Annotated in this window: 20 protein-coding genes; 9 read left to right on the forward strand and 11 right to left on the reverse strand. The window is 52.1% G+C overall.

Annotated elements, in window-relative coordinates:
- The 7 genes from A7098_RS17595 to hofM form a co-directional block, all read right to left on the reverse strand.
- On the reverse strand, nt 1-696 hold a 696-nt coding region (locus A7098_RS17595; RefSeq protein ID WP_105281179.1), incomplete at its 3' end, for a 3-dehydroquinate synthase.
- 56 nt (nt 697-752) lie between these two features.
- Entirely contained in the window at nt 753-1,274 is a 522-nt protein-coding gene (gene aroK / locus A7098_RS17600; RefSeq protein WP_000818618.1) for a shikimate kinase AroK, read from the reverse strand.
- Nucleotides 1,275-1,674: 400 nt separating this feature from the next.
- Nucleotides 1,675-2,913, reverse strand: coding sequence for a DNA uptake porin HofQ (hofQ, locus tag A7098_RS17605; protein WP_105281180.1), 1,239 nt, complete (start codon nt 2,911-2,913; stop codon nt 1,675-1,677).
- Nucleotides 2,825-3,229 (reverse strand): DUF2531 family protein, encoded by a 405-nt coding sequence (locus A7098_RS17610; protein ID WP_105281181.1) that lies wholly within the window; start codon nt 3,227-3,229, stop codon nt 2,825-2,827. The genes hofQ and A7098_RS17610 overlap by 89 nt, the downstream gene beginning before the upstream one ends.
- The gene (gene hofO, locus A7098_RS17615) at nt 3,219-3,659 is read right to left on the reverse strand and encodes a DNA utilization protein HofO (protein WP_105281182.1); all 441 of its coding nucleotides are present in this window, start codon (nt 3,657-3,659) and stop codon (nt 3,219-3,221) included. The genes A7098_RS17610 and hofO overlap by 11 nt, the downstream gene beginning before the upstream one ends.
- On the reverse strand, nt 3,643-4,182 hold the full coding sequence (locus tag A7098_RS17620; protein WP_105281183.1) for a PilN domain-containing protein: 540 nt from the start codon (nt 4,180-4,182) through the stop codon (nt 3,643-3,645). The genes hofO and A7098_RS17620 overlap by 17 nt, the downstream gene beginning before the upstream one ends.
- Nucleotides 4,182-4,961 carry a DNA utilization protein HofM gene (gene hofM / locus A7098_RS17625; RefSeq protein WP_105281184.1) on the reverse strand — a complete coding sequence of 260 codons (780 nt, stop codon included), beginning with the start codon at nt 4,959-4,961 and terminating at the stop codon, nt 4,182-4,184. The genes A7098_RS17620 and hofM overlap by 1 nt, the downstream gene beginning before the upstream one ends.
- Nucleotides 4,962-5,080: 119 nt before the next feature.
- Here hofM and mrcA point away from each other — a divergent pair, with 119 nt between their 5' ends.
- Nucleotides 5,081-7,633, forward strand: coding sequence for a peptidoglycan glycosyltransferase/peptidoglycan DD-transpeptidase MrcA (gene mrcA, locus A7098_RS17630; protein WP_016159535.1), 2,553 nt, complete (start codon nt 5,081-5,083; stop codon nt 7,631-7,633).
- 166 nt (nt 7,634-7,799) lie between these two features.
- On the opposite strand, the gene nudE is transcribed toward mrcA, so the two are convergent.
- Nucleotides 7,800-8,360, reverse strand: coding sequence for an ADP compounds hydrolase NudE (gene nudE / locus A7098_RS17635; protein WP_000045734.1), 561 nt, complete (start codon nt 8,358-8,360; stop codon nt 7,800-7,802).
- A 321-nt stretch (nt 8,361-8,681) separates the two neighbouring features.
- Here nudE and igaA point away from each other — a divergent pair, with 321 nt between their 5' ends.
- The 4 genes from igaA to hslO all read left to right on the forward strand — a co-directional run bounded on the left by igaA (nt 8,682) and on the right by hslO (nt 12,865).
- Entirely contained in the window at nt 8,682-10,817 is a 2,136-nt protein-coding gene (igaA, locus tag A7098_RS17640; protein WP_000104495.1) for an intracellular growth attenuator protein IgaA, read from the forward strand.
- A 64-nt stretch (nt 10,818-10,881) separates the two neighbouring features.
- Nucleotides 10,882-11,550 carry a GMP/IMP nucleotidase gene (yrfG, locus tag A7098_RS17645; protein WP_001295168.1) on the forward strand — a complete coding sequence of 223 codons (669 nt, stop codon included), beginning with the start codon at nt 10,882-10,884 and terminating at the stop codon, nt 11,548-11,550.
- 10 nt (nt 11,551-11,560) lie between these two features.
- Nucleotides 11,561-11,962, forward strand: coding sequence for a ribosome-associated heat shock protein Hsp15 (hslR, locus tag A7098_RS17650; protein ID WP_000660493.1), 402 nt, complete (start codon nt 11,561-11,563; stop codon nt 11,960-11,962).
- Between the two features lie 24 nt (nt 11,963-11,986).
- Nucleotides 11,987-12,865 (forward strand): Hsp33 family molecular chaperone HslO, encoded by an 879-nt coding sequence (gene hslO, locus A7098_RS17655; protein WP_024165248.1) that lies wholly within the window; start codon nt 11,987-11,989, stop codon nt 12,863-12,865.
- 143 nt (nt 12,866-13,008) lie between these two features.
- On the opposite strand, the gene A7098_RS17660 is transcribed toward hslO, so the two are convergent.
- Nucleotides 13,009-14,733, reverse strand: a complete 1,725-nt coding sequence (locus tag A7098_RS17660; protein ID WP_105281185.1) for a DUF4153 domain-containing protein — start codon at nt 14,731-14,733, stop codon at nt 13,009-13,011.
- A gap of 376 nt (nt 14,734-15,109) precedes the next feature.
- Here A7098_RS17660 and pckA point away from each other — a divergent pair, with 376 nt between their 5' ends.
- Complete coding sequence (gene pckA, locus A7098_RS17670; RefSeq protein WP_001309803.1) at nt 15,110-16,732, forward strand: phosphoenolpyruvate carboxykinase (ATP); 1,623 nt, start codon at nt 15,110-15,112, stop codon at nt 16,730-16,732.
- Between the two features lie 76 nt (nt 16,733-16,808).
- Here pckA and envZ read toward each other — a convergent pair whose 3' ends face one another.
- Nucleotides 16,809-18,161: a two-component system sensor histidine kinase EnvZ gene (gene envZ / locus A7098_RS17675; RefSeq protein ID WP_001253701.1), complete on the reverse strand. Its 1,353-nt coding sequence runs from the start codon at nt 18,159-18,161 to the stop codon at nt 16,809-16,811.
- The gene (gene ompR / locus A7098_RS17680) at nt 18,158-18,877 is read right to left on the reverse strand and encodes a two-component system response regulator OmpR (RefSeq protein ID WP_001157751.1); all 720 of its coding nucleotides are present in this window, start codon (nt 18,875-18,877) and stop codon (nt 18,158-18,160) included. Before ompR ends, envZ begins: the two co-directional genes overlap by 4 nt.
- Nucleotides 18,878-19,104: 227 nt before the next feature.
- Between ompR and greB the strand changes: the two genes are divergently transcribed.
- The 3 genes from greB to feoA all read left to right on the forward strand — a co-directional run bounded on the left by greB (nt 19,105) and on the right by feoA (nt 22,800).
- Nucleotides 19,105-19,581 carry a transcription elongation factor GreB gene (greB, locus tag A7098_RS17690; RefSeq protein WP_000856744.1) on the forward strand — a complete coding sequence of 159 codons (477 nt, stop codon included), beginning with the start codon at nt 19,105-19,107 and terminating at the stop codon, nt 19,579-19,581.
- A gap of 96 nt (nt 19,582-19,677) precedes the next feature.
- On the forward strand, nt 19,678-21,999 hold the full coding sequence (locus A7098_RS17695; protein ID WP_105281186.1) for a Tex family protein: 2,322 nt from the start codon (nt 19,678-19,680) through the stop codon (nt 21,997-21,999).
- A gap of 573 nt (nt 22,000-22,572) precedes the next feature.
- Nucleotides 22,573-22,800, forward strand: a complete 228-nt coding sequence (gene feoA, locus A7098_RS17705) for a ferrous iron transporter A (protein ID WP_001200455.1) — start codon at nt 22,573-22,575, stop codon at nt 22,798-22,800.
- Nucleotides 22,801-22,813 lie beyond the last annotated feature (13 nt).

The raw sequence follows: 22,813 nt of genomic DNA on the forward strand, positions 1-22,813 counted from the left end.
GCCAGCGACAACTTCTGCTTTCAGCTCACAGCAACGACGAATACAGTACGCCATTGCCGGACCATCCAGATTGAGCAGCGCATCCAGATTATCTTCCAGCCAGTTGAAAAACTCACCGTCAAGAATAATGCCGTATTTGATGACTTCCGCCAGCCCCGAAGCTAACTCTCTCGGAGGAAGCGTTTTCAGACAGTCGAGATCCACCACCACTGATGCTGGCTGATAAAAAGCGCCAATCATATTTTTACCGAGGGGATGGTTGACTGCGGTTTTTCCGCCAACGGAAGAGTCCACCTGCGACAGCAATGTCGTCGGGACTTGAATGAAGCGAACGCCGCGCTGATAGCTCGCCGCTGCAAAACCGGTAAGATCGCCTACTACGCCGCCGCCAAGCGCCACCAGCGTCGTATCGCGACCGTGCGGTTTTTGCAACAACGCCGTAAAAACGGTGTCGAGTACTGCCAGGCTTTTATACTGCTCGCCGTCAGGGAGGATAACGCTATCGACGTTAACACCCGCCTGTTCAAGTACGCTGCGAACCTTATCGAGATACAGAGGAGCCAGGGTTTCGTTGGTGACCAACATCACCTGCTCACCCGATTTCAGCGGTAAGAATGAAGCTGGTTCGTTAAACAAACCAGATGCGATGGTAATTGGGTAACTACGTTCCCCGAGAGTGACGACTATCCTCTCCATAACGCGACATCCACCTTAATTACTGTACCCGCAGACGAGTGTATATAAAGCCAGAATTAGTTGCTTTCCAGCATGTGAATAATCTGGTTTGCGACCACTTTGGCGCTTTGATCATCAGTACGAATGGTCACGTCGGCAATCTCTTCATACAGCGGATTGCGTTCATTAGCCAATGCTTCCAGAACTTCACGCGGCGGTGTTTCAACGTGCAGCAACGGGCGTTTTTTATCACGCTGCGTGCGCGCAAGTTGCTTTTCGATGGTCGTTTCAAGATAAACGACAACGCCACGTGCGGAAAGACGGTTACGCGTTTCGCGGGATTTCACAGAGCCGCCGCCAGTAGCCAGCACAATACCCTGTTTCTCGGTCAACTCATTGATGACCTTTTCTTCGCGATCGCGGAAGCCTTCTTCGCCTTCTAAATCGAAAACCCAGCCCACATCAGCTCCGGTTCGTTTCTCAATCTCTTGATCGGAATCGTAAAATTCCATATTGAGTTGTTGAGCTAACTGGCGCCCAATAGTGCTTTTTCCGGCACCCATAGGCCCAACCAGAAAGATATTGCGTTTCTCTGCCATTTTTTCGGTACTACTAAGACTATTCGTTAATGATAAACCCGCTTCGCTCAGAGAGCGCCGCAGGACATGAACTGAAACCTCATAAAATATTGCGAGAGTCAGACTGAAAATTATCTCAATACTCCAGCGGGTTTGGCAACTGAATAAATTGCCCATCCCTCTGCATATCTGGTCGCTGCAGGTGCACTGCCTTGCTATCACCGCTCTGGCGATAAATCACCGGGTAAGATTAGCGTAAAAAAGACAGCAAAATGCCGCGTGAAAGATAAATCACCATCATAAAACGCAGGTAACAAAGAGCACCGACTCTCAAATCGGTACTCCTTGTATGCTAAATACCTGCGCACGTCAAATAGATGAAACATGTTCAGCATGAAAACATCGCCGTTTTTGCGGCAGTTTACTCACTGGAAACCAACCGTGGCGTGATAAATACCACTAACTCGCGTCGTTCATCTTCTTTTCCGTCATGACGAAATAATTGCCCGAACCAGGGGATGTCGCCCAACAGCGGTACGCTATCCTGACCCGATTTATTTTTACGGGTAAAAATACCACCCAGTGCCAGCGTTTCTCCGCTTTTTACTTCAACCTGCGTTTCGATCTCCTGCTTATCAATCGCCAGCACTTCGCCATCAGCTTGTTGTAGCACCTGTCCCGGAACGTTCTGGCTGATGTGTAATTTCAGTCGGATGCGACCTTTTTGTAACACCGTGGGCGTGACTTCCATTCCCAGTACGGCCTCTTTAAATTCCACCGACGTCGCGCCGCTTTCACCACTGGAAACCTGATACGGGATCTCGCTTCCCTGTTTAATGCTGGCAGGCTGGAGATGTGAGGCCAGCAGACGCGGGCTGGCGATAATATCCAGTTGCTGTTTTTGTTCGAGCGCGGAAAGCTCCAGATCCAGTAAACGCCCGTTAATGCGCCCAATGTTAAAACCGATATGCGTCGTTGCCGTTGCCACAGAGAGATCGCCGCCGAGCGTGGTCACTTGCCCAACGCCGCCGGTTTGTTGCGCATCGGCCAGCGTCCATTTCACGCCTAACTCGCGCAGACTTTTTTCATTAATGGTGACAATGTGCGCCGACAATTCAACCTGCCCGACCGGCAAATCCATTTGCGCTACCCACTGTTCCAGTGCGCTTAACGCCGTTTTGTTATCACGCAGCAAAAGGCGATTAGTACGTTTATCGACAGTCATGCTGCCTTTGGCGCTAAGTAGCTTTTCTCCTGCTTTCGCCAGCTCTCCGGCGTCGGCGTATTGCAGAGTAATATTGCGATTTTCCAGCGGCAGATTTGCCTGCACCCGCGCCTGTTCAGCCTCCTGACGGGCGATATTGTCATTCTGCCAGGCAACGGAATGCACTGAAAGAATGTTGCCTTCCTGGCGCGTTATCAGCCCGGCGCTTTTCACTACGGTTTGTAGTGCCTGTTTCCAGGGAACGTCAGTGAGATGTAACGACACCGTACCATTGACATCTGGCGAAACCACCAGGTTTAACTTCTCCTGTTCAGCCAGCGCCTGTAACACCTGAGCCACCGGAACGTCATCCACCATCAGCGTCACTTTTTGCGACTTTGCCGCCTGTACGCTGGGTATCATCATCAACAGTAGTGCGGCTATCCATTGCTTCATTTTTATCTCCTTGCCGTTGCCACAACCACTGTGGCGGTTCGCAGTTTTTTCCAGTTCCCAGCGTTAATGTTTCTGGCGTCAGTTGTAAAATTGTCCAGCCATTCTCCAGCACATCGTTTTGCTCCACCCGTCGCCATTTTTTTTGCCCATCTTTTATTACGCCAATAACGCGCTCGCCTCGCCCTACCATCCCCTGATAACGCCACTGGGTAAGTTCGCTAATCCGGCATAGATCTTCCGGCGGCTTAAAAGGGGCACGCATACCGGTTAAAAGGCACAAGGCAATACCTGCCAACAACCCGCGTTTAACCCTCATGCGGCATCTCCAGTTGTAGCGTGAACAAAAGATCATCACCTTCCACGCTTAATGAAAAACGGCTCACGCTGACGTTGCGCTCTGCCAGCCCTGTAAATGCCGACGGCACCGCTTCCCAGAACGTTTTCAACGCCAACTCGCCTCCCTGAGCGGATGGATGCCAGTAAAGCAGTTGCGCGCCGGGCAACTGAAAATCCAGTGGCGAAAAGGACAGCGTTTTTTCTTCGCTGATGGGAGTGGTGTCTACCAGGCGATAAAGTGCAGTCCATTGCTGGTGATGACTTGCCCGCAGTCGAATTAATGCGTCACTCTCTTCCTGGTGTGCCGAGGAAAGAAAAATGAGCGTAACTAACATCAGCAACCAGACTGCCCAGCAAAACTGGCGGATACGGAGTGATGTCGCGAACCACCAGTCAAAGAGAGTGTTCATCGCTAACCGTCCTTGTTAACTGATACTCAAATTGCCAGCGTCCTTGTGCATCTTGCTGCGTGGCTCCACGCTGGTTGAGTTGAAAAGAAGTATCCTGGCGGAGTGCTTTTTCCAGTGCGTTTAACACAGTAATGTTCGTCGCAAGTCCCTTTACCTCCAGCGTTCCCTGCTGCCAGCGTATCGTTGTCAGCCAGGCATGTTCGGGTAAAAGCGCCGCCAGTGCTTCCAGCGCAGATTGCCAGTCGCGGGTAAATTCTCGCTGGCGCTGCCGTTGCAAACGCTGTTCGCGTAACTGCTGTTGCTCCAGCAAACGTGGTTTCGTTATCTGTAAGCTGTGGGCGAGTTGTTGTTCCGCCTGAAGCAAAACGGTGTTTACGCGTGCTTCGGCGTTGCTTGTCAGACGCAGCATGAGCGTTATCCCGACAGCCAGCAGCAGAGGAGCAACGAACATCAGCAACCAGAAGCGAAGAAAGGCCGTCCGGCGTTGCTCTCGCCAGGGCAAAAAATTGATTGGCGGATTCATCAGTACCCCTCCCCAAGCGCCAGCCCCAGCGCGATAGCAAAGTTTCCACCTGGTGGCGGTAGTGGCGGCTGACGCACAGAAACCGCATTCCAGGGGTCAAATCCGCCTTCGCCGCATATCGCGAGACTTTCAGAATTAATGGCTAACGTCGCGGCCAGTTCATTCGCGCTTGTCATCCCCACCGCCAGTTTGCGTCCCCAGCTATAACGCGTCGCCCATAACCACTGTTCGTTATCACGCCAGGCCAGACATTGCTGATGAGAAGGTAAAAAAGGCAGGAATCGCTGCAAAGCGCAGGCGTCTGGGGTAATCGCACTAACGTGAATACGCAATCTTTCTGCCAGGCTAAGCAGCGTTGCCAGCTCTTTGCTTTGCGCGGCGGTCACGTTATAAGCGGGACTTAGCGAATCTTCGCTGTAATCAAAGCGCAGGGAGTCCGGTTCCATATCCAGCTCGCGAGCCATCGTACCTGTCAACCAGGCCATTTGCTCCCGTTCGCCCAGGGACATTGCCGGACGCGGAAATGCCCTTTGTAACGTTCGGCTAGCGGGAAATGCCAACATAATGTGATGACGGTGTGGCAGTTCACGACTCCACGGTAACAACGTTTTAGTCAGCCGTTCCGCGTCAATAATGCGCCCATCTTTGATAATGTCGGTCGCCAGCGGCAAACGCCACCAGCGTTGCAAAAAGCATTCTTTCGCGCCACGCACGATAGCAACCGCCACCGCTTCTTGCTGTTGTAAATGCAAACCAATTTGCCAGGTCTTAAATGCCATTGTGATGATCTCCTTATCCCCCGTCACTCTGACGGGTATATCAATGCGTCTGGCTTGCCTTTATACTACCGCGCGTTTGTTTATAAACTGCCCAAATGAAACTAAATGGGAAATTTCCAGTGAAGTTCGTAAAGTATTTATTGATCCTTGCAGTCTGTTGCATTCTGCTGGGAGCAGGCTCGATTTATGGCCTCTACCGCTACATCGAGCCACAACTGCCGGATGTGGCGACATTAAAAGATGTTCGCCTGCAAATTCCGATGCAGATTTACAGCGCCGATGGCGAGCTGATTGCTCAATACGGTGAAAAACGTCGTATTCCGGTTACATTGGATCAAATCCCGCCGGAGATGGTGAAAGCCTTTATTGCGACGGAAGACAGCCGCTTCTACGAGCATCACGGCGTTGACCCAGTGGGGATCTTCCGTGCGGCAAGCGTGGCGCTGTTCTCCGGTCACGCATCGCAAGGGGCGAGCACCATCACCCAACAACTGGCGAGAAACTTCTTCCTGAGTCCAGAACGCACGCTAATGCGTAAAATTAAGGAAGTCTTCCTCGCGATTCGTATTGAACAGTTGCTGACGAAAGACGAGATCCTCGAGCTTTATCTGAACAAGATTTATCTCGGTTACCGCGCCTATGGTGTCGGTGCTGCGGCACAAGTCTATTTCGGTAAAACCGTCGACCAATTGACACTGAACGAAATGGCGGTGATTGCCGGGCTGCCTAAAGCCCCTTCCACCTTCAACCCGCTCTATTCAATGGATCGAGCCGTCGCGCGGCGTAACGTCGTGCTGTCGCGAATGCTGGACGAAGGGTATATCACCCAACAGCAGCTCGATGAGACACGCACCGAAGCGATTAACGCCAACTATCACGCACCGGAGATCGCCTTCTCAGCGCCGTATCTCACCGAAATGGTACGTCAGGAGATGTATAACCGTTACGGCGAAAACGCTTATGAAGACGGCTATCGCATTTACACTACCATTACCCGCAAAGTGCAGCAGGCCGCACAGCAAGCCGTGCGTAATAACGTACTGGACTACGACATGCGTCACGGCTATCGCGGCCCGGCCAATGTGCTGTGGAAAGTAGGTGAATCAGCGTGGGATGACAAAAAGATTACCGATACGCTGAAGGCGCTGCCGACCTATGGTCCGCTGCTACCTGCCGCAGTCACCCGCGCCAACCCGCAGGAAGCAACAGCAATGCTGGCGGACGGAACATCTGTGACGCTGCGTATGGAAGGGATTCGCTGGGCACGGCCTTATCGCTCCGATACACAGCAGGGACCGACGCCGCGTAAAGTGACTGATGTTGTGCAAACAGGTCAGCAAATCTGGGTTCGCCAGGTGGGCGATGCCTGGTGGCTGGCACAGGTGCCGGAAGTGAACTCGGCGCTGGTATCGATCAATCCGCAAAACGGCGCAGTTATGGCGCTGGTCGGTGGTTTTGATTTCAATCAGAGCAAGTTTAACCGCGCCACCCAGGCACTGCGTCAGGTGGGTTCGAATATCAAGCCGTTCCTCTACACCGCAGCGATGGATAAAGGTCTGACGCTGGCAAGTATGCTGAACGATGTGCCAATTTCCCGCTGGGACGCAGGCGCGGGTTCTGACTGGCAGCCGAAAAACTCACCGCCGCAGTACGCCGGTCCAATCCGTTTACGTCAGGGGTTGGGCCAGTCGAAAAACGTGGTAATGGTACGCGCAATGCGAGCAATGGGCGTGGACTATGCCGCAGAGTATTTGCAACGCTTCGGCTTCCCGGCACAAAACATTGTCCACACTGAATCGCTGGCACTGGGTTCCGCTTCCTTCACGCCGTTACAGGTGGCGCGCGGGTACGCAGTAATGGCTAATGGTGGATTCCTGGTCGACCCCTGGTTTATCAGCAAAATTGAAAACGACCAGGGCGGCGTGATTTTCGAAGCGAAACCGAAAGTAGCCTGCCCGGAATGTGATATTCCGGTGATTTACGGTGATACGCAAAAATCAAACGTGCTGGAAAACAGCGACGTTGAAGACGTGGCTATCTCTCGCGAACAGCAGAATGTTTCTGTGCCAATGCCACAACTGGAGCAGGCTAATCAGGCATTAGTGGCGAAGACTGGTGCGCCAGAATACGCACCACACGTCATCAGCACACCGCTGGCGTTCCTGATTAAGAGCGCCCTGAACACCAATATCTTTGGTGAACCTGGCTGGCAGGGCACTGGCTGGCGCGCAGGTCGTGATTTGCAACGTCATGATATCGGCGGGAAAACCGGGACGACCAACAGTTCGAAAGATGCGTGGTTTTCGGGTTACGGTCCGGGCGTTGTGACCTCGGTATGGATTGGCTTTGATGATCACCGCCGTAATCTCGGTCACACTACGGCTTCCGGGGCGATAAAAGATCAGATCTCCGGTTATGAAGGTGGTGCAAAGAGCGCCCAGCCAGCCTGGGATGCTTATATGAAAGCCGTGCTGGAAGGTGTACCGGAACAACCGCTGACGCCGCCGCCGGGTATTGTGACGGTGAATATCGATCGCAGCACCGGGCAACTGGCCAACGGTGGTAACAGCCGCGAAGAGTATTTCATCGAAGGTACGCAGCCTACACAGCAAGCGGTACGCGAGGTAGGGACAACCATCATCGATAATGGTGAGGCTCAGGAATTGTTCTGATTAAAAAGGCGCTTCGGCGCCTTTTCAGTTTGCAGACAAAGTGCGCGTTGTTCATGCTGGATGCGGCGTGAACGCCTTATCCAGCCAACAAAATCGTCGAAACTCAATACATTGCAGGAACCACGTAGGCCTGATAAGCGTAGCGCATCAGGCAAGCTCCACGTATTTACAACCGCCCCTGCCCCTTCAACCACTCGCGCACCAGAAACAACGCGCTGACATTACGCGCTTCATTGAAGTCAGGATCTTCGAGCAAATCCATCATATGCGTCAGTGGCCAGCGCACCTGAGGTAGTGGCTCTGGTTCATCGCCTTCCAGCGATTCAGGGTAAAGATCTTGCGCCACCACGATATTCATTTTGCTGGAAAAGTAAGACGGTGCCATGCTGAGTTTCTTCAAAAAAGTCAGATCCCTTGCGCCAAATCCCACTTCTTCTTTGAGTTCGCGGTTTGCTGCTTCATAAACACTTTCACCGGGATCAATTAATCCTTTCGAAAAACCTAATTCGTAGGATTCAGTTCCCACCGCGTATTCGCGGATCAAAATCAGGTGATCGTCCACAATCGGCACAATCATCACGGCTTCCCGGTTGGTTGGACGCATTCGTTCATAAACACGCCGCACGCCGTTGCTGAACTCCAGATCCACGCTTTCGATGGTAAACAATCGGGAACGGGCTACAGTTTCAACATTCAGAATGGTGGGTTTTTGTAATGATTTGCTCATCGTAGAATCTATGCTGTGAAATCAGCAGTTATTGTGCGATATCGGACACGCATTCGGCAATGTGAATTGCATGTTATTTACATTTACGCAACTTAATAAATAATCATTCTCAAATCAAATTAAAAGTCAATAGGTTGAAATAACTCCAGGAATTTGCTGATATTCCGCCCTCAGAGGGTTTGCTATGATCACCGGTTACTGGGATGCGCTTAATGATGCTCAAGTTCAACTCCACGCTTGCCGATAGCCAACCGCAGGATCCTATATTGTGTCCAGGATGCGACTAATCACACCTGACAAATTAAGTAAGATGGGGAAAGCATGAGCACCATTGTAATTTTTATAGCTGCTTTGCTGGCCTGCTCACTACTTGCGGGATGGCTGATAAAAGTGCGCTCCAGACGGCGTCAACTGCCCTGGACTAACGCCTTCGCTGATGCGCAAACGCGCAAACTCATGCCTGAAGAACGTAACGCCGTTGAAAATTATCTCGACAGCCTGACGCAGGTTTTGCAGGTTCCTGGTCCGACGGGCGCCAGCACGGCCCCCGTATCACTGACGCTGAACGCGGAAAGCAACAACGTCATGATGCTGACACATGCCATCACGCGTTATGGCATTTCAACCGACGATCCTAACAAATGGCGTTATTATCTCGATTCGGTGGAAGTCCACCTGCCCCCGTTCTGGGAGCAGTACATCAACGATGAAAATAGCGTTGAACTGATCCATACCGATTCGCTGCCGCTGGTTATTTCTCTCAACGGTCATACGCTGCAAGAGTACATTCAGGAAACTCGTGGCTATGCGTTGCAGCCTGTTCCGTCAACGCAGGCGTCGATTCGCGGCGAAGAAAGCGAACAAATCGAACTGCTCAATATTCGCAAAGAAACACACGAAGAGTATGCGCTTAGTCGCCCACGTGGGCTGCGTGAAGCGTTGCTGATTGTCGCCTCCTTCCTGATGTTCTTTTTCTGCCTGATTACTCCGGATGTATTTGTCCCGTGGCTGGCTGGCGGCGCGTTACTGCTGTTGGGCGCAGGTCTGTGGGGGCTATTTGCGCCACCGGCAAAATCATCCTTGCGGGAGATCCACTGTCTGCGTGGTACGCCGCGTCGTTGGGGATTGTTTGGCGAAAACGATCAGGAACAGATCAACAATATTTCGCTCGGTATTATCGACCTGGTCTATCCCGCGCACTGGCAGCCTTATATTGCGCAGGATCTGGGGCAGCAAACGGATATCGATATCTATCTTGATCGGCACGTGGTACGTCAGGGACGCTATCTTTCACTGCATGACGAAGTGAAAAACTTCCCGCTGCAACACTGGCTACGCAGTACGATTATCGCGGCGGGTTCTCTGCTGGTGCTGTTTATGCTGCTGTTCTGGGTTCCGCTGGATATGCCGCTGAAATTCACCCTCTCGTGGATGAAAGGCGCGCAGACCATTGAAGCCACCAGCGTTAAACAACTGGCAGATGCCGGAGTACGTGTAGGCGATACCTTACGTCTTAGCGGTACAGGGATGTGTAATATCCGCACTTCTGGCACCTGGAGCGCGAAAACCAATTCACCGTTTTTGCCATTTGACTGCTCGCAGATCATCTGGAATGACGCCCGTTCATTGCCATTACCGGAATCTGAACTGGTCAACAAGGCCACGGCACTGACCGAGGCAGTAAACCGCCAGTTGCACCCGAAACCGGATGATGAATCTCGCGTCAGCGCCACATTGCGTTCAGCAATTCAGAAATCCGGCATGGTACTGCTCGATGACTTTGGCGACATCGTGCTGAAAACCGCCGATCTCTGTGCTGCCAAAGATGATTGTGTTCGGTTGAAAAATGCGCTGGTGAATCTCGGCAACAGTAAGGACTGGGACGCACTGGTAAAACGCGCTAACGCTGGAAAACTCGACGGCGTGAATGTATTACTCCGCCCGGTGAGCGCGGAATCACTCGATAACCTGGTGGAAACCTCCACAGCACCATTCATTACTCATGAAACGGCGCGAGCCGCGCAATCACTGAATAGCCCGGCACCGGGAGGATTCCTGATTGTCAGCGACGAAGGCAGCGATTTTGTTGATCAGCCCTGGCCTTCGGCATCACTTTACGACTATCCGCCGCAAGAACAGTGGAACGCTTTCCAGAAACTGGCGCAAATGCTGATGCATACACCGTTTAACGCTGAAGGCATCGTCACCAATATTTTTACCGATGCCAACGGCACGCAGCATATCGGCTTGCACCCCATCCCGGATCGCTCCGGCCTGTGGCGCTATCTGGGCACGACATTGCTGTTGCTGACGATGCTGGGCAGTGCCATCTATAATGGCGTACAGGCCTGGCGTCGTTATCACCGTCATCGTACTCGCATGATGGAAATTCAGGCCTATTATGAAAGCTGCCTGAATCCACAACTGATCACCCCTTCAGAAAGCCTTATCGAATAACACGTTTGCGCGGCAGGTTATGCTACCCTGTCGCGCAAATGGCTTCACTCTGGAGATTTCCCTCATGCATATCAACATTGCCTGGCAGGACGTAGATACCGTTCTGCTGGATATGGACGGCACGTTGCTCGACCTCGCCTTCGATAACTATTTCTGGCAAAAGCTGGTGCCTGAAACCTGGGGCGCGAAAAACGGGGTCACGCCACAGGAAGCGATGGAATATATGCGCCAGCAATATCACGACGTGCAGCATACGCTAAACTGGTACTGTCTTGATTACTGGAGTGAACAACTGGGTCTGGATATCTGTGCGATGACCACCGAGATGGGACCGCGCGCCGTACTGCGTGAAGATACTATTCCGTTTCTTGAGGCACTTAAAGCCAGCGGTAAGCAGCGAATTTTGCTCACCAACGCACATCCGCACAACCTGGCGGTAAAACTTGAGCATACCGGTCTTGACGCACACCTTGATTTATTACTTTCCACCCACACATTTGGTTATCCGAAAGAGGATCAGCGGTTATGGCATGCGGTGGCCGAAGCTACGGGTCTGAAAGCTGAAAGAACGCTGTTTATTGATGACAGCGAAGCAATTCTCGATGCTGCCGCGCAATTTGGTATTCGTTACTGCCTCGGTGTGACTAATCCTGACTCAGGGATTGCCGAGAAACAGTATCAGCGCCATCCGTCACTGAATGACTACCGCCGCCTGATCCCCTCGCTAATGTGAAGGAGACGCCATGAAAGAAAAACCTGCTGTTGAGGTTCGACTGGATAAATGGCTATGGGCCGCCCGTTTTTACAAAACCCGCGCGCTGGCTCGTGAAATGATCGAAGGCGGTAAGGTGCATTACAACGGGCAGCGCAGCAAGCCGAGTAAAGTCGTCGAACTGAATGCCACGCTCACTCTGCGCCAGGGAAATGACGAACGAACGGTGATTGTAAAGGCGATTACTGAACAGCGTCGCCCCGCCAGCGAGGCAGTCTTGCTGTATGAAGAGACTGCGGAAAGTGTAGAGAAACGCGAAAAAATGGCGCTGGCACGTAAACTTAATGCCTTAACCATGCCGCACCCGGATCGACGCCCGGACAAAAAAGAGCGCCGCGACCTGTTACGATTTAAACACGGCGACAGTGAATAACTGTCACCTGCAAGAGAGATGATTATGCCGCAACATGACCAATTACATCGCTATCTGTTTGAAAACTTTGCCGTGCGCGGCGAACTGGTAACCGTTTCGGAAACCCTGCAACAGATCCTTGAGAATCACGATTATCCGCAGCCCGTTAAAAACGTGCTGGCAGAACTGCTGGTTGCGACCAGCCTGTTAACCGCTACGCTGAAGTTTGATGGTGATATCACCGTACAGCTGCAAGGCGACGGTCCGATGAATCTGGCGGTTATCAACGGTAACAACAACCAGCAGATGCGCGGCGTGGCGCGCGTACAGGGCGAAATTCCGGAAAATGCCGACCTGAAAACGCTGGTCGGTAATGGTTATGTGGTGATCACCATTACCCCGAGCGAAGGCGAACGCTATCAGGGCGTGGTTGGTCTGGAAGGTGATACCCTGGCGGCCTGCCTGGAAGATTACTTTATGCGTTCTGAACAGCTTCCGACGCGCCTGTTTATTCGCACCGGCAACGTAGATGGTAAGCCCGCCGCTGGCGGTATGTTGTTACAGGTAATGCCTGCGCAAAATGCCCAGCAGGACGACTTCGACCACCTGGCGACGCTAACCGAAACCATCAAAACCGAAGAGTTGCTGACTTTGCCGGCAAATGAAGTGTTGTGGCGTTTGTACCACGAAGAAGAGGTGACGGTTTACGATCCGCAGGATGTGGAGTTCAAATGCACCTGCTCACGTGAACGTTGCGCCGATGCGCTGAAAACGCTGCCGGATGAAGAAGTGGATAGCATCCTGGCGGAAGACGGCGAAATTGACATGCATTGTGATTACTGCGGTAACCACTATCTGTTCAATGCGATGGATATTGCCGAGATCCGCAACAACGCGTCACCGGCAGATCCGCAGGTTCATTAATTAGTTTTTCCGGCAGAGATAACTCTGCCGGATTTCATGACGAAATTGCCTGATGCGCTGCGTTTATCAGGCCTACGGTATAAATCGCAAGTTATTGTGGGTCAGCTAAGGCGCCGCATCTGACAAAAATCAGATGCGTGTTGTCACTCATTCAGATTCACCTCCAGCGTTTCACCATCCACCGTAAGATTGCGCCACGTTTTAGGCTTCGTTCCCAGTTTTCTTTCCTTCGCGGCAGTGAGTAATTTCTCTTTCGTTATTTCGCGCGGAAGTAAACTCATCGTGAGCTCTTGCCATTCTTTCCCGGTGGGGTCAATGCCATAGACGATGACTCTTTCATCATTAAAGGCAAACAGGAGCCGCTCCGTCTGACCATCACTATTTAGATCTCTCTCGACCAGTACGCAGGCATCCTTTTCAATACAGGTCATCACGTTATAGCGTTCTTTGATTAAGGCCGACCAGAATGTCGCATCCGGTTTGCCAGAACCAGGGGCAATTAACACGTTATCGGCTAATTCTTTTTCCGATACCTGCTGCTGAAGATGTTGCTTCCCATCAAACGCCATCAGCAGATCCCGTCTGCGTTTCGGGTCTTTCATATACGCGGCATCGCTTTTCAGCGACTCAAGCGCCGCACGGCCATAGCGACCGCTCTGTTCGAGCATGTAGATACTTACCTGGTCTGGCGTGTTTTTGCCGCTCTGATAACGTGCCATATGACTGTTCACGCTAATGCGCATACTGTCCAGTACCGGCGAATTAAGAAGCACCAGTATCACCAGCACCAATAACGAAACCGCAAGGTTCACTTTGCCCTGAAGAACAAGGGGATTTTGCCCTTTACGCCAGACAATACTGACAAAATATCCCAGAGACCAAACCAGTAACACCGCCACAGCCAACACGCCATGCAAGCGTTCGGCAGTCCAGCCGTACTGCGCGACCCGCAGCCATAACGCCCAGGCGGCGACGAACACATACAATGGGGCGACCAGCAGAGCGGTTTGAATCAGGCAACGCAACGGCTCCGTCCAGGGAAGTGACGCTTTTTGCGGATCGCCGACAATGGACATTAAGAGCAATTGCAAAAAGGTCAGCGTCAAAAGCAACCCGGCAGCGGAAATGTGGCGAGAAATCGCGTTCAGGCCCGCAAACGGCAGGGTGATAATAAACATCAGGGTTAGCAATGATACTAACGGCAGCAACCCCGTGGCGATTAACGTGAACAGCTTTTGAATGGAGTCGATTAAACGCAACTGTGTCCGCGCGAGGATCACCGCCAGTGCGGTAACCAGACCTGACGTAAGGTAAATAAACCAGTCGGTTGCAAAAAAGAGCGTTTTGAAAAACGTGATGCCAACGAGTTTAAATAACTCACTCCACAGTAAAAGCACCAGCCACGTCAGGCCATTGGTGATAAAAATCACCAATAATATAAGTACGTTATGCCATACCGACTGGTAAAAATAGCTATAGCGGGTACTGTCATTACGCTCACGCAGACTCTGTTGTATCCACGGCAGCAACATCATTCCCATCAGCAGCAGATAACACCCAAAATCCCAAAGCGCCTTTTCCGCTCTCCAGGGACTCATGCCATCAATTTGCCACTTCAGCCAGCCGCTCATCCCAAGAGTGGCAATCAACACTATCGCCAGCCATCCCCAAAGTCGCTTCTGTTTGAAGGACACTACAGAAAATAACAAAACGGATGAAAGCGCCACGGTCGCAGGTACGCCATAAACTATCCAACTGTTATTTTTACCAGCGAGCCAGGAGATCAGCAGGTAGCAAACTAATCCCTGGAGTAATCCGGTAACAACCATTCCCCTGCGTGTTGCGGGTGAAAGCTCAACGTTTTCCATGTTGGTTATCCAGAATCAAAAGGAGAGGTAATTATCGCATCCAGGCTGGACTAATTTGTTTTTCTCAGAAAGTAATCAAAAAAAGTTAGCGTGGTGAATCGATACTTTACTCGTTGAATTTGCATCAATTTCACTCAGGAATGCGATTACACTCGCAACATTCTCGCCATATAAACCAAGTTTTAACCTTTTAAGAACATTTTCCACACCTAAAATGCTATTTCTGCGATAATAGCTACCGTTTCGTGACAGGAATCACGGAGTTTTGTCAAATATGAATTTCTCCAGATACGTAAATCTATGAGCCTTGTCGCGGTTAACACCCCCAAAAAGACTTTACTATTCAGGCAATACATATTGGCTAAGGAGCAGTGAAATGCGCGTTAACAATGGTTTGACCCCGCAAGAACTCGAGGCTTATGGTATCAGTGACGTACATGATATCGTTTACAACCCAAGCTACGACCTGCTGTATCAGGAAGAGCTCGATCCGAGCCTGACCGGTTATGAGCGCGGGGTGTTAACTAATCTGGGCGCCGTTGCCGTCGATACCGGAATCTTCACCGGCCGTTCACCAAAAGATAAGTATATCGTCCGTGACGATACCACTCGCGATACCTTCTGGTGGGCAGACAAAGGCAAAGGTAAGAACGACAACAAACCTCTCTCCCCTGAAACCTGGCAACATCTGAAAGGCCTGGTAACCAAACAGCTTTCCGGCAAACGTCTGTTTGTTGTAGACGCATTCTGTGGCGCTAACCCGGATACTCGTCTTTCCGTCCGGTTCATCACCGAAGTGGCCTGGCAGGCGCATTTCGTCAAGAACATGTTTATTCGCCCGAGCGATGAAGAGCTGGCAGGTTTCAAACCAGACTTTATCGTTATGAACGGCGCGAAGTGCACTAACCCGCAGTGGAAAGAACAGGGTCTGAACTCTGAAAACTTCGTCGCGTTTAACCTGACTGAGCGTATGCAGTTAATTGGCGGCACCTGGTACGGCGGCGAAATGAAGAAAGGGATGTTCTCGATGATGAACTACCTGCTGCCGCTGAAAGGCATTGCCTCCATGCACTGCTCCGCCAACGTTGGCGAGAAAGGCGACGTTGCAGTGTTCTTCGGCCTTTCTGGCACGGGTAAAACCACCCTTTCCACCGACCCGAAACGCCGTCTGATTGGCGATGACGAACACGGCTGGGACGATGACGGCGTGTTTAACTTCGAAGGCGGCTGCTACGCGAAAACCATCAAGCTGTCGAAAGAAGCGGAACCCGAAATCTACAACGCTATCCGTCGCGATGCGCTGCTGGAAAACGTCACCGTGCGTGAAGATGGCACTATCGACTTTGACGATGGTTCAAAAACCGAGAACACCCGCGTTTCTTATCCGATCTATCACATCGAAAACATCGTTAAGCCGGTCTCCAAAGCAGGCCACGCAACTAAAGTTATCTTCCTGACCGCAGATGCTTTCGGCGTATTGCCGCCGGTTTCTCGTCTGACTGCCGATCAAACTCAGTACCACTTCCTCTCTGGCTTCACCGCCAAACTGGCCGGTACTGAACGCGGCATCACCGAACCGACGCCAACCTTCTCCGCCTGCTTCGGCGCGGCGTTCCTGTCGCTGCACCCGACTCAGTACGCAGAAGTGCTGGTGAAACGTATGCAGGCGGCGGGCGCGCAGGCGTATCTGGTTAACACCGGCTGGAACGGCACTGGCAAACGTATCTCCATTAAAGATACCCGCGCCATTATCGACGCTATTCTGAATGGTTCGCTGGATAACGCAGAAACCTTCACTCTGCCGATGTTTAACCTGGCGATCCCGACAGAACTGCCGGGCGTTGACACGAAGATCCTCGATCCGCGTAACACTTACGCCTCTCCGGAACAATGGCAGGAAAAAGCTGAAACGCTGGCGAAACTGTTTATCGACAACTTCGATAAATATACCGACACCCCTGCGGGTGCTGCGCTGGTAGCGGCTGGTCCGAAGCTGTAATGGTTTGAAGCTGGAGAATATCTATCCAGTATCTTATAGAAAGCAAAACGGGAGGCACCTTCGCCTCCCGTTTTATTTACCCTTCTTTTGTCGCACCCTGCGCCCGCGTTACCGGCAATGGCAGCCAGGCGCGAATGGAAAGCCCGCCCCGCTCGCTGGTGCCAAGTTCCAGCATCCCGTTATGGTTATCGATAATCCGCTGCACAATCGCCAGCCCTAAGCCAGTGCCACTGATAGTGCGCGCACTGTCACCACGGACAAACGGCTGGAACAGGTGCTTACGCTGCTCCGGTTCAATACCTGGGCCGTCATCTTCCACCTGGAACCAGGCGCGATTCGGCTCCGTTCCACTGCTGACTTTAATCCAGCCATTGCCGTAGCGGGCGGCGTTCACTACCATATTCGCCACCGCGCGTTTGATCGACAGAGGGTGCATTTTCACCTCAATGCTGCCCGGCTCAAGCGCGGTATCAATTTCCCGCTCATAGCCACTTTCGGCGGCAATCACCTCACCAAGCACAGCGTTAAGATCCGCCAGTTCCATCGGCATCTCCTGCCCGGTGCGCAAGTAGTCGATAAATTGCTCAATGATGGCGTTGCACTCTTCGATATCTTTATTGATCGATTCTGCCAGGTAGCCATCCTGCTCGCTCATCATCTCAGTCGCCAGGCGAATACGCGTCAGCGGCGTGCGCAGGTCGTGGCTTACCCCTGCCATCAGCAATGTGCGATCATCTGCCAGTTGCTTAACGCCTGCCGCCATATGGTTGAAGGCGCGGGTAACCGAACGCACCTCCGAAGCGCCATATTCACGCAGCGGCGGCGGAATAATCCCCTTACCCACCTGCAAAGCAGCATGTTCGAGATCGACTAAGGGTCTGTTCTGAATACGAATAAATAGCCACGCGCCGCCTATTGCTAACAGCATTATCGCCAGCGTATAGCGGAACAGCGGGGAGAAATCGCCCTGATGAATTTCGGTCAGCGGCACACGTACCCAGATATTGGGCGACAGCCAGGTTTTCAGCCAGACGACAGGCGAGCTTTTGTTGACCTCGACGCGGACTTCCGTCGGGCCGCCAAGCTGCTGCGCCATCTGATGGCTTAAGAATTCGTAATGTTGCGCCCAACGCAGCCCGGCCTCTTCAGCGGCTTCATTGGAGTAGAGAGAGATCCCCAGCTCACGGTAGATCTCCCGACGGAAAGCGGGAGGCACAACCAACTGCGTGCCGTCCTCCAGTTGCAGTTTGTCGGTCATCAGCATACGCACTTCGTAAGCGAGGACTTTATTAAACTGCTGGAGGCTCGGCAAAATCGCGAAGTTCAGCACCACCAGATAAGTCGTCACCAGGCTGACAAACAGCAAGGTGACGATGAGCAATAACGTGCGGGCAAATGAACTTCGTGGCGAGAAGCGCAATCGCCTCATGCTTTAGAACCGTCCGGCACGAAGACGTAGCCCAGACCCCAGACGGTCTGAATGTAACGTGGATGTGCCGGATCTTCTTCCACCATGCGGCGCAGACGCGAGATCTGCACGTCGATGGAGCGTTCCATTGCAGAATATTCACGGCCACGGGCAAGGTTCATCAGCTTATCGCGGGACAGCGGCTCACGCGGATGGCTGACCAGCGCCTTCAGTACCGCAAATTCACCACTGGTGAGCGGCATCGGCTCATCTTCGCGGAACATTTCACGCGTACCGAGGTTTAGTTTGAACTTACCAAAAGCAATTACTGCTTCTTCCTGTGACGGCGCGCCCGGCAGTTCGTTCGCCTGACGACGCAGCACTGCACGAATACGAGCCAGCAGCTCGCGCGGGTTAAACGGTTTTGGAATATAGTCGTCAGCGCCAATCTCCAGGCCAACGATACGGTCTACTTCTTCCCCTTTCGCCGTCACCATAATGATCGGCATCGGGTTACTCTGGCTACGAAGACGTCGGCAAATCGACAAGCCATCTTCACCAGGTAACATCAAATCCAGTACCATAAGATGGAAAGATTCACGAGTCAGCAGGCGATCCATCTGTTCTGCATTAGCGACGCTTCGAACCTGGAAGCCTTGTTCGGTGAGATAACGCTCCAGCAGCGCGCGCAGGCGCATGTCGTCATCGACCACCAGAATCTTGTAGTTCTCTTGCATTCTTTGTACTCCCAAAGGTTCGCAACAATTTGTAAGCGTGTATTCTTAAAAAAGCTTACGTTCGTCACCAGCAAAATCTGGTATGAATTTCAGCCTAAATTGTTACAAAGCATATTAAACAGCAGCTTAAGTATACAATTTATTCGGCGAAACATTATTGATTCTGTTGATATGATCACGTTATACCCAATGTGCGCATTATCAAACAGACAAAGGGAATCAACGAGATGAAAACGCCCCTGGTTACCCGGGAAGGGTATGAAAAACTCAAACAAGAGCTAAATTACCTCTGGCGTGAAGAACGCCCGGAGGTCACAAAAAAGGTGACCTGGGCTGCAAGTCTGGGCGACCGCAGTGAAAATGCTGACTATCAGTATAATAAAAAGCGCCTGCGTGAAATCGACCGTCGCGTGCGCTATCTCACTAAATGCATGGAAAATCTCAAAATCGTCGATTATTCCCCGCAGCAGGAAGGCAAGGTCTTCTTTGGCGCTTGGGTAGAGATTGAAAACGACGATGGCGTGACTCACCGTTTTAGAATTGTCGGCTACGATGAAATTTTTGGTCGTAAAGATTACATCTCTATCGATTCCCCGATGGCTCGCGCATTGCTGAAAAAAGAAGTGGGCGATCTGGCGGTGGTGAATACGCCTGCCGGGGAAGCGAGCTGGTATGTTAATGCCATCGAGTACGTGAAACCGTAAGGAAGAGTCTTAACCTCCAGCCTTTGGCTGGCATTTTTGCCAGCCAGTCCGTATAACTATCCCCTGATTTTTGATCCGAAAAGATGAACTCAAACCATGATGAATGATTCGTTCTGCCGCATTATTGCGGGTGAAATTCAGGCGCGCCCGGAACAGGTTGAAGCCGCCGTTCGCCTGCTTGACGAAGGGAATACCGTGCCGTTTATCGCACGTTATCGTAAGGAAATCACCGGCGGTCTGGATGACACGCAGTTGCGTAATCTGGAAACGCGTCTGAGCTACCTGCGCGAGCTGGAAGAGAGACGTCAGGCGATCCTCAAGTCCATTTCTGAGCAAGGTAAACTCACCGATGAGCTGGCGAATGCCATCAACGCCACCTTAAGCAAAACCGAACTCGAAGACCTCTATCTGCCCTACAAACCTAAACGTCGCACCCGTGGGCAAATCGCCATTGAAGCAGGTCTTGAGCCGTTGGCTGACCTGCTGTGGAACGATCCGTCACATACGCCGGAAGTCGCCGCCGCACAATATGTTGATGCCGATAAAGGCGTGGCAGATACCAAAGCCGCGCTGGACGGCGCGCGCTACATTCTGATGGAACGTTTTGCCGAAGATGCCGCTCTCCTGGCGAAAGTCCGTGATTATCTGTGGAAGAACGCGCATTTGGTTTCTACGGTGGTGAGCGGTAAAGAAGAGGAAGGGGCAAAATTCCGCGACTATTTCGATCATCACGAACCGCTGTCAACGGTGCCTTCTCACCGCGCACTGGCGATGTTCCGTGGTCGTAACGAAGGCATACTCCAGCTTTCGCTGAATGCCGATCCACAGTTCGATGAGCCGCCGAAAGAGAGCTATTGCGAGCAAATCATCATGGATCATCTCGGCCTGCGCCTGAACAATGCCCCGGCGGATAGCTGGCGTAAAGGCGTGGTGAGCTGGACGTGGCGCATCAAGGTACTGATGCACCTGGAAACCGAACTGATGGGCACCGTGCGCGAACGTGCGGAAGATGAAGCGATTAACGTCTTTGCCCGTAACCTGCACGATCTGCTGATGGCAGCCCCTGCCGGACTGCGTGCGACGATGGGGCTCGATCCGGGTCTGCGCACCGGGGTAAAAGTCGCGGTGGTCGATGCAACCGGCAAACTGGTGGCGACCGACACCATTTATCCGCACACCGGGCAAGCCGCAAAAGCGGCGATGACCGTTGCCGCTTTGTGTGAAAAACATAACGTTGAACTGGTGGCAATTGGTAACGGTACGGCTTCCCGCGAAACCGAGCGTTTCTATCTCGACGTGCAGAAGCAGTTCCCGAAAGTGACCGCGCAGAAAGTGATCGTCAGCGAAGCAGGCGCATCGGTTTACTCGGCTTCCGAGCTGGCAGCGCAGGAGTTCCCGGATCTGGATGTTTCGCTGCGTGGCGCGGTATCTATTGCCCGTCGTTTGCAGGATCCGCTGGCAGAACTGGTGAAAATCGATCCGAAATCTATCGGCGTAGGTCAGTACCAGCATGATGTCAGCCAGACGCAGCTGGCTCGCAAACTGGACGCAGTAGTAGAAGACTGCGTAAACGCCGTTGGTGTTGATCTGAATACCGCTTCTGTTCCGCTGTTAACCCGCGTGGCGGGTCTGACGCGCATGATGGCGCAAAACATAGTTGCCTGGCGTGACGAGAACGGTCAGTTCCAGAACCGTCAGCAACTGTTAAAAGTCAGCCGTCTGGGGCCGAAAGCCTTCGAGCAATGCGCGGGCTTCCTGAGAATTAACCACGGCGATAACCCGCTGGATGCTTCTACCGTTCACCCGGAAGCCTATCCGGTGGTTGAACGCATTCTGGCGGCAACACAGCAGGCACTGAAAGATCTGATGGGTAATAGCAGCGAACTGCGTAACCTGAAAGCGTCTGACTTTACCGATGAGAAATTCGGTGTGCCGACGGTAACCGACATCATCAAAGAGCTGGAAAAACCGGGCCGCGACCCGCGTCCGGAATTTAAAACCGCTCAGTTTGCCGATGGCGTCGAGACGATGAACGACCTGCAACCGGGTATGATCCTTGAAGGCGCAGTCACCAACGTCACCAACTTTGGCGCGTTTGTCGATATTGGCGTGCATCAGGACGGCCTGGTTCACATCTCTTCATTGTCGAACAAGTTTGTGGAAGATCCGCACACCGTGGTGAAAGCGGGCGACATTGTGAAGGTGAAAGTGCTGGAAGTGGATCTTCAGCGTAAACGTATCGCCCTGACCATGCGTCTGGATGAGCAGCCAGGTGAAACCAACGCCCGTCGCGGCAGCGGTAACGATCGCCCGCAAAACAACCGCCCGGAAGCCAAACCGCGCGGTCGTGAAGCGCAGACAGCCGGTAACAGTGCGATGATGGATGCGCTGGCAGCAGCAATGGGTAAAAAGCGTTAAACACTATGACTGGCCTACGGTTCAGCTTTGCACGGGTTCGTAGGCCAGATAAGGCGTTCACGCCGCATCTGGCAATAAACACCTTAACTGACATAAAAGTGCCGGAGAACATCTCCGGCATTTGAGATTGCTGACAAACTCGCTTACGGGTCAAAACAGGCACAACTTTCCCCCCTCTCCCTAGCCCTCTCCCCGATGGGGCGAGGGGACCGTCCGTGCACTTGCCTGGCTCCGGTATTTTTATTCCACAGCCAAAACCACAATATATTCCGCTAATATTTATCACATCGTTAACAATTAAAACCTTAATTAAACATCAAGCCGCCCTAATAATTCGTCACTCGAATTTTATTTTGACCCAGATATAACCTTGAGCCACATCAACATTGAGTCAGATTATTATCTAAACCAACATTCGCACACATTTTAAGTATTGCTGATAGAAACCATTCTCATTATCATTGTACTGTTGATTATTTCATCTCTCCTTCGTTGGCAAATCATCTGGTCTCATGTCGCTGTCAAACGCCCCATGAGGTAGTTATCCAGTTAATGAGAAACAAGTAGGCACCTATGCAATACACTCCAGATACTGCGTGGAAAATCACTGGCTTTTCCCGTGAAATCAGCCCGGCATATCGTCAGAAGCTGCTTTCTCTTGGCATGTTACCTGGCTCCTCTTTTAATGTGGTGCGCGTCGCTCCACTCGGTGATCCCATTCATATCGAAACTCGCCGTGTGAGCCTGGTATTACGCAAAAAAGATCTGGCCTTATTAGAAGTGGAAGCGGTTTCCTGTTAATACGGTGAGAATA

The organism is Escherichia sp. MOD1-EC7011 (assembly GCF_002965005.1).
Lineage (GTDB): Bacteria > Pseudomonadota > Gammaproteobacteria > Enterobacterales > Enterobacteriaceae > Escherichia > Escherichia ruysiae.

What these genes read in the sequence shown, in the direction of transcription:
- aroK (WP_000818618.1), bottom strand. Translation starts at nt 1,274, where the DNA reads ATGGCAGAGAAACGCAATATCTTTCTGGTTGGGCCTATGGGTGCCGGA.
- hofQ (WP_105281180.1), bottom strand. Translation starts at nt 2,913, where the DNA reads ATGAAGCAATGGATAGCCGCACTACTGTTGATGATGATACCCAGCGTA.
- A7098_RS17610 (WP_105281181.1), bottom strand. Translation starts at nt 3,229, where the DNA reads ATGAGGGTTAAACGCGGGTTGTTGGCAGGTATTGCCTTGTGCCTTTTA.
- hofO (WP_105281182.1), bottom strand. Translation starts at nt 3,659, where the DNA reads ATGAACACTCTCTTTGACTGGTGGTTCGCGACATCACTCCGTATCCGC.
- A7098_RS17620 (WP_105281183.1), bottom strand. Translation starts at nt 4,182, where the DNA reads ATGAATCCGCCAATCAATTTTTTGCCCTGGCGAGAGCAACGCCGGACG.
- hofM (WP_105281184.1), bottom strand. Translation starts at nt 4,961, where the DNA reads ATGGCATTTAAGACCTGGCAAATTGGTTTGCATTTACAACAGCAAGAA.
- nudE (WP_000045734.1), bottom strand. Translation starts at nt 8,360, where the DNA reads ATGAGCAAATCATTACAAAAACCCACCATTCTGAATGTTGAAACTGTA.
- igaA (WP_000104495.1), top strand. Translation starts at nt 8,682, where the DNA reads ATGAGCACCATTGTAATTTTTATAGCTGCTTTGCTGGCCTGCTCACTA.
- yrfG (WP_001295168.1), top strand. Translation starts at nt 10,882, where the DNA reads ATGCATATCAACATTGCCTGGCAGGACGTAGATACCGTTCTGCTGGAT.
- hslR (WP_000660493.1), top strand. Translation starts at nt 11,561, where the DNA reads ATGAAAGAAAAACCTGCTGTTGAGGTTCGACTGGATAAATGGCTATGG.
- hslO (WP_024165248.1), top strand. Translation starts at nt 11,987, where the DNA reads ATGCCGCAACATGACCAATTACATCGCTATCTGTTTGAAAACTTTGCC.
- A7098_RS17660 (WP_105281185.1), bottom strand. Translation starts at nt 14,733, where the DNA reads ATGGAAAACGTTGAGCTTTCACCCGCAACACGCAGGGGAATGGTTGTT.
- pckA (WP_001309803.1), top strand. Translation starts at nt 15,110, where the DNA reads ATGCGCGTTAACAATGGTTTGACCCCGCAAGAACTCGAGGCTTATGGT.
- envZ (WP_001253701.1), bottom strand. Translation starts at nt 18,161, where the DNA reads ATGAGGCGATTGCGCTTCTCGCCACGAAGTTCATTTGCCCGCACGTTA.
- ompR (WP_001157751.1), bottom strand. Translation starts at nt 18,877, where the DNA reads ATGCAAGAGAACTACAAGATTCTGGTGGTCGATGACGACATGCGCCTG.
- greB (WP_000856744.1), top strand. Translation starts at nt 19,105, where the DNA reads ATGAAAACGCCCCTGGTTACCCGGGAAGGGTATGAAAAACTCAAACAA.
- A7098_RS17695 (WP_105281186.1), top strand. Translation starts at nt 19,678, where the DNA reads ATGATGAATGATTCGTTCTGCCGCATTATTGCGGGTGAAATTCAGGCG.
- feoA (WP_001200455.1), top strand. Translation starts at nt 22,573, where the DNA reads ATGCAATACACTCCAGATACTGCGTGGAAAATCACTGGCTTTTCCCGT.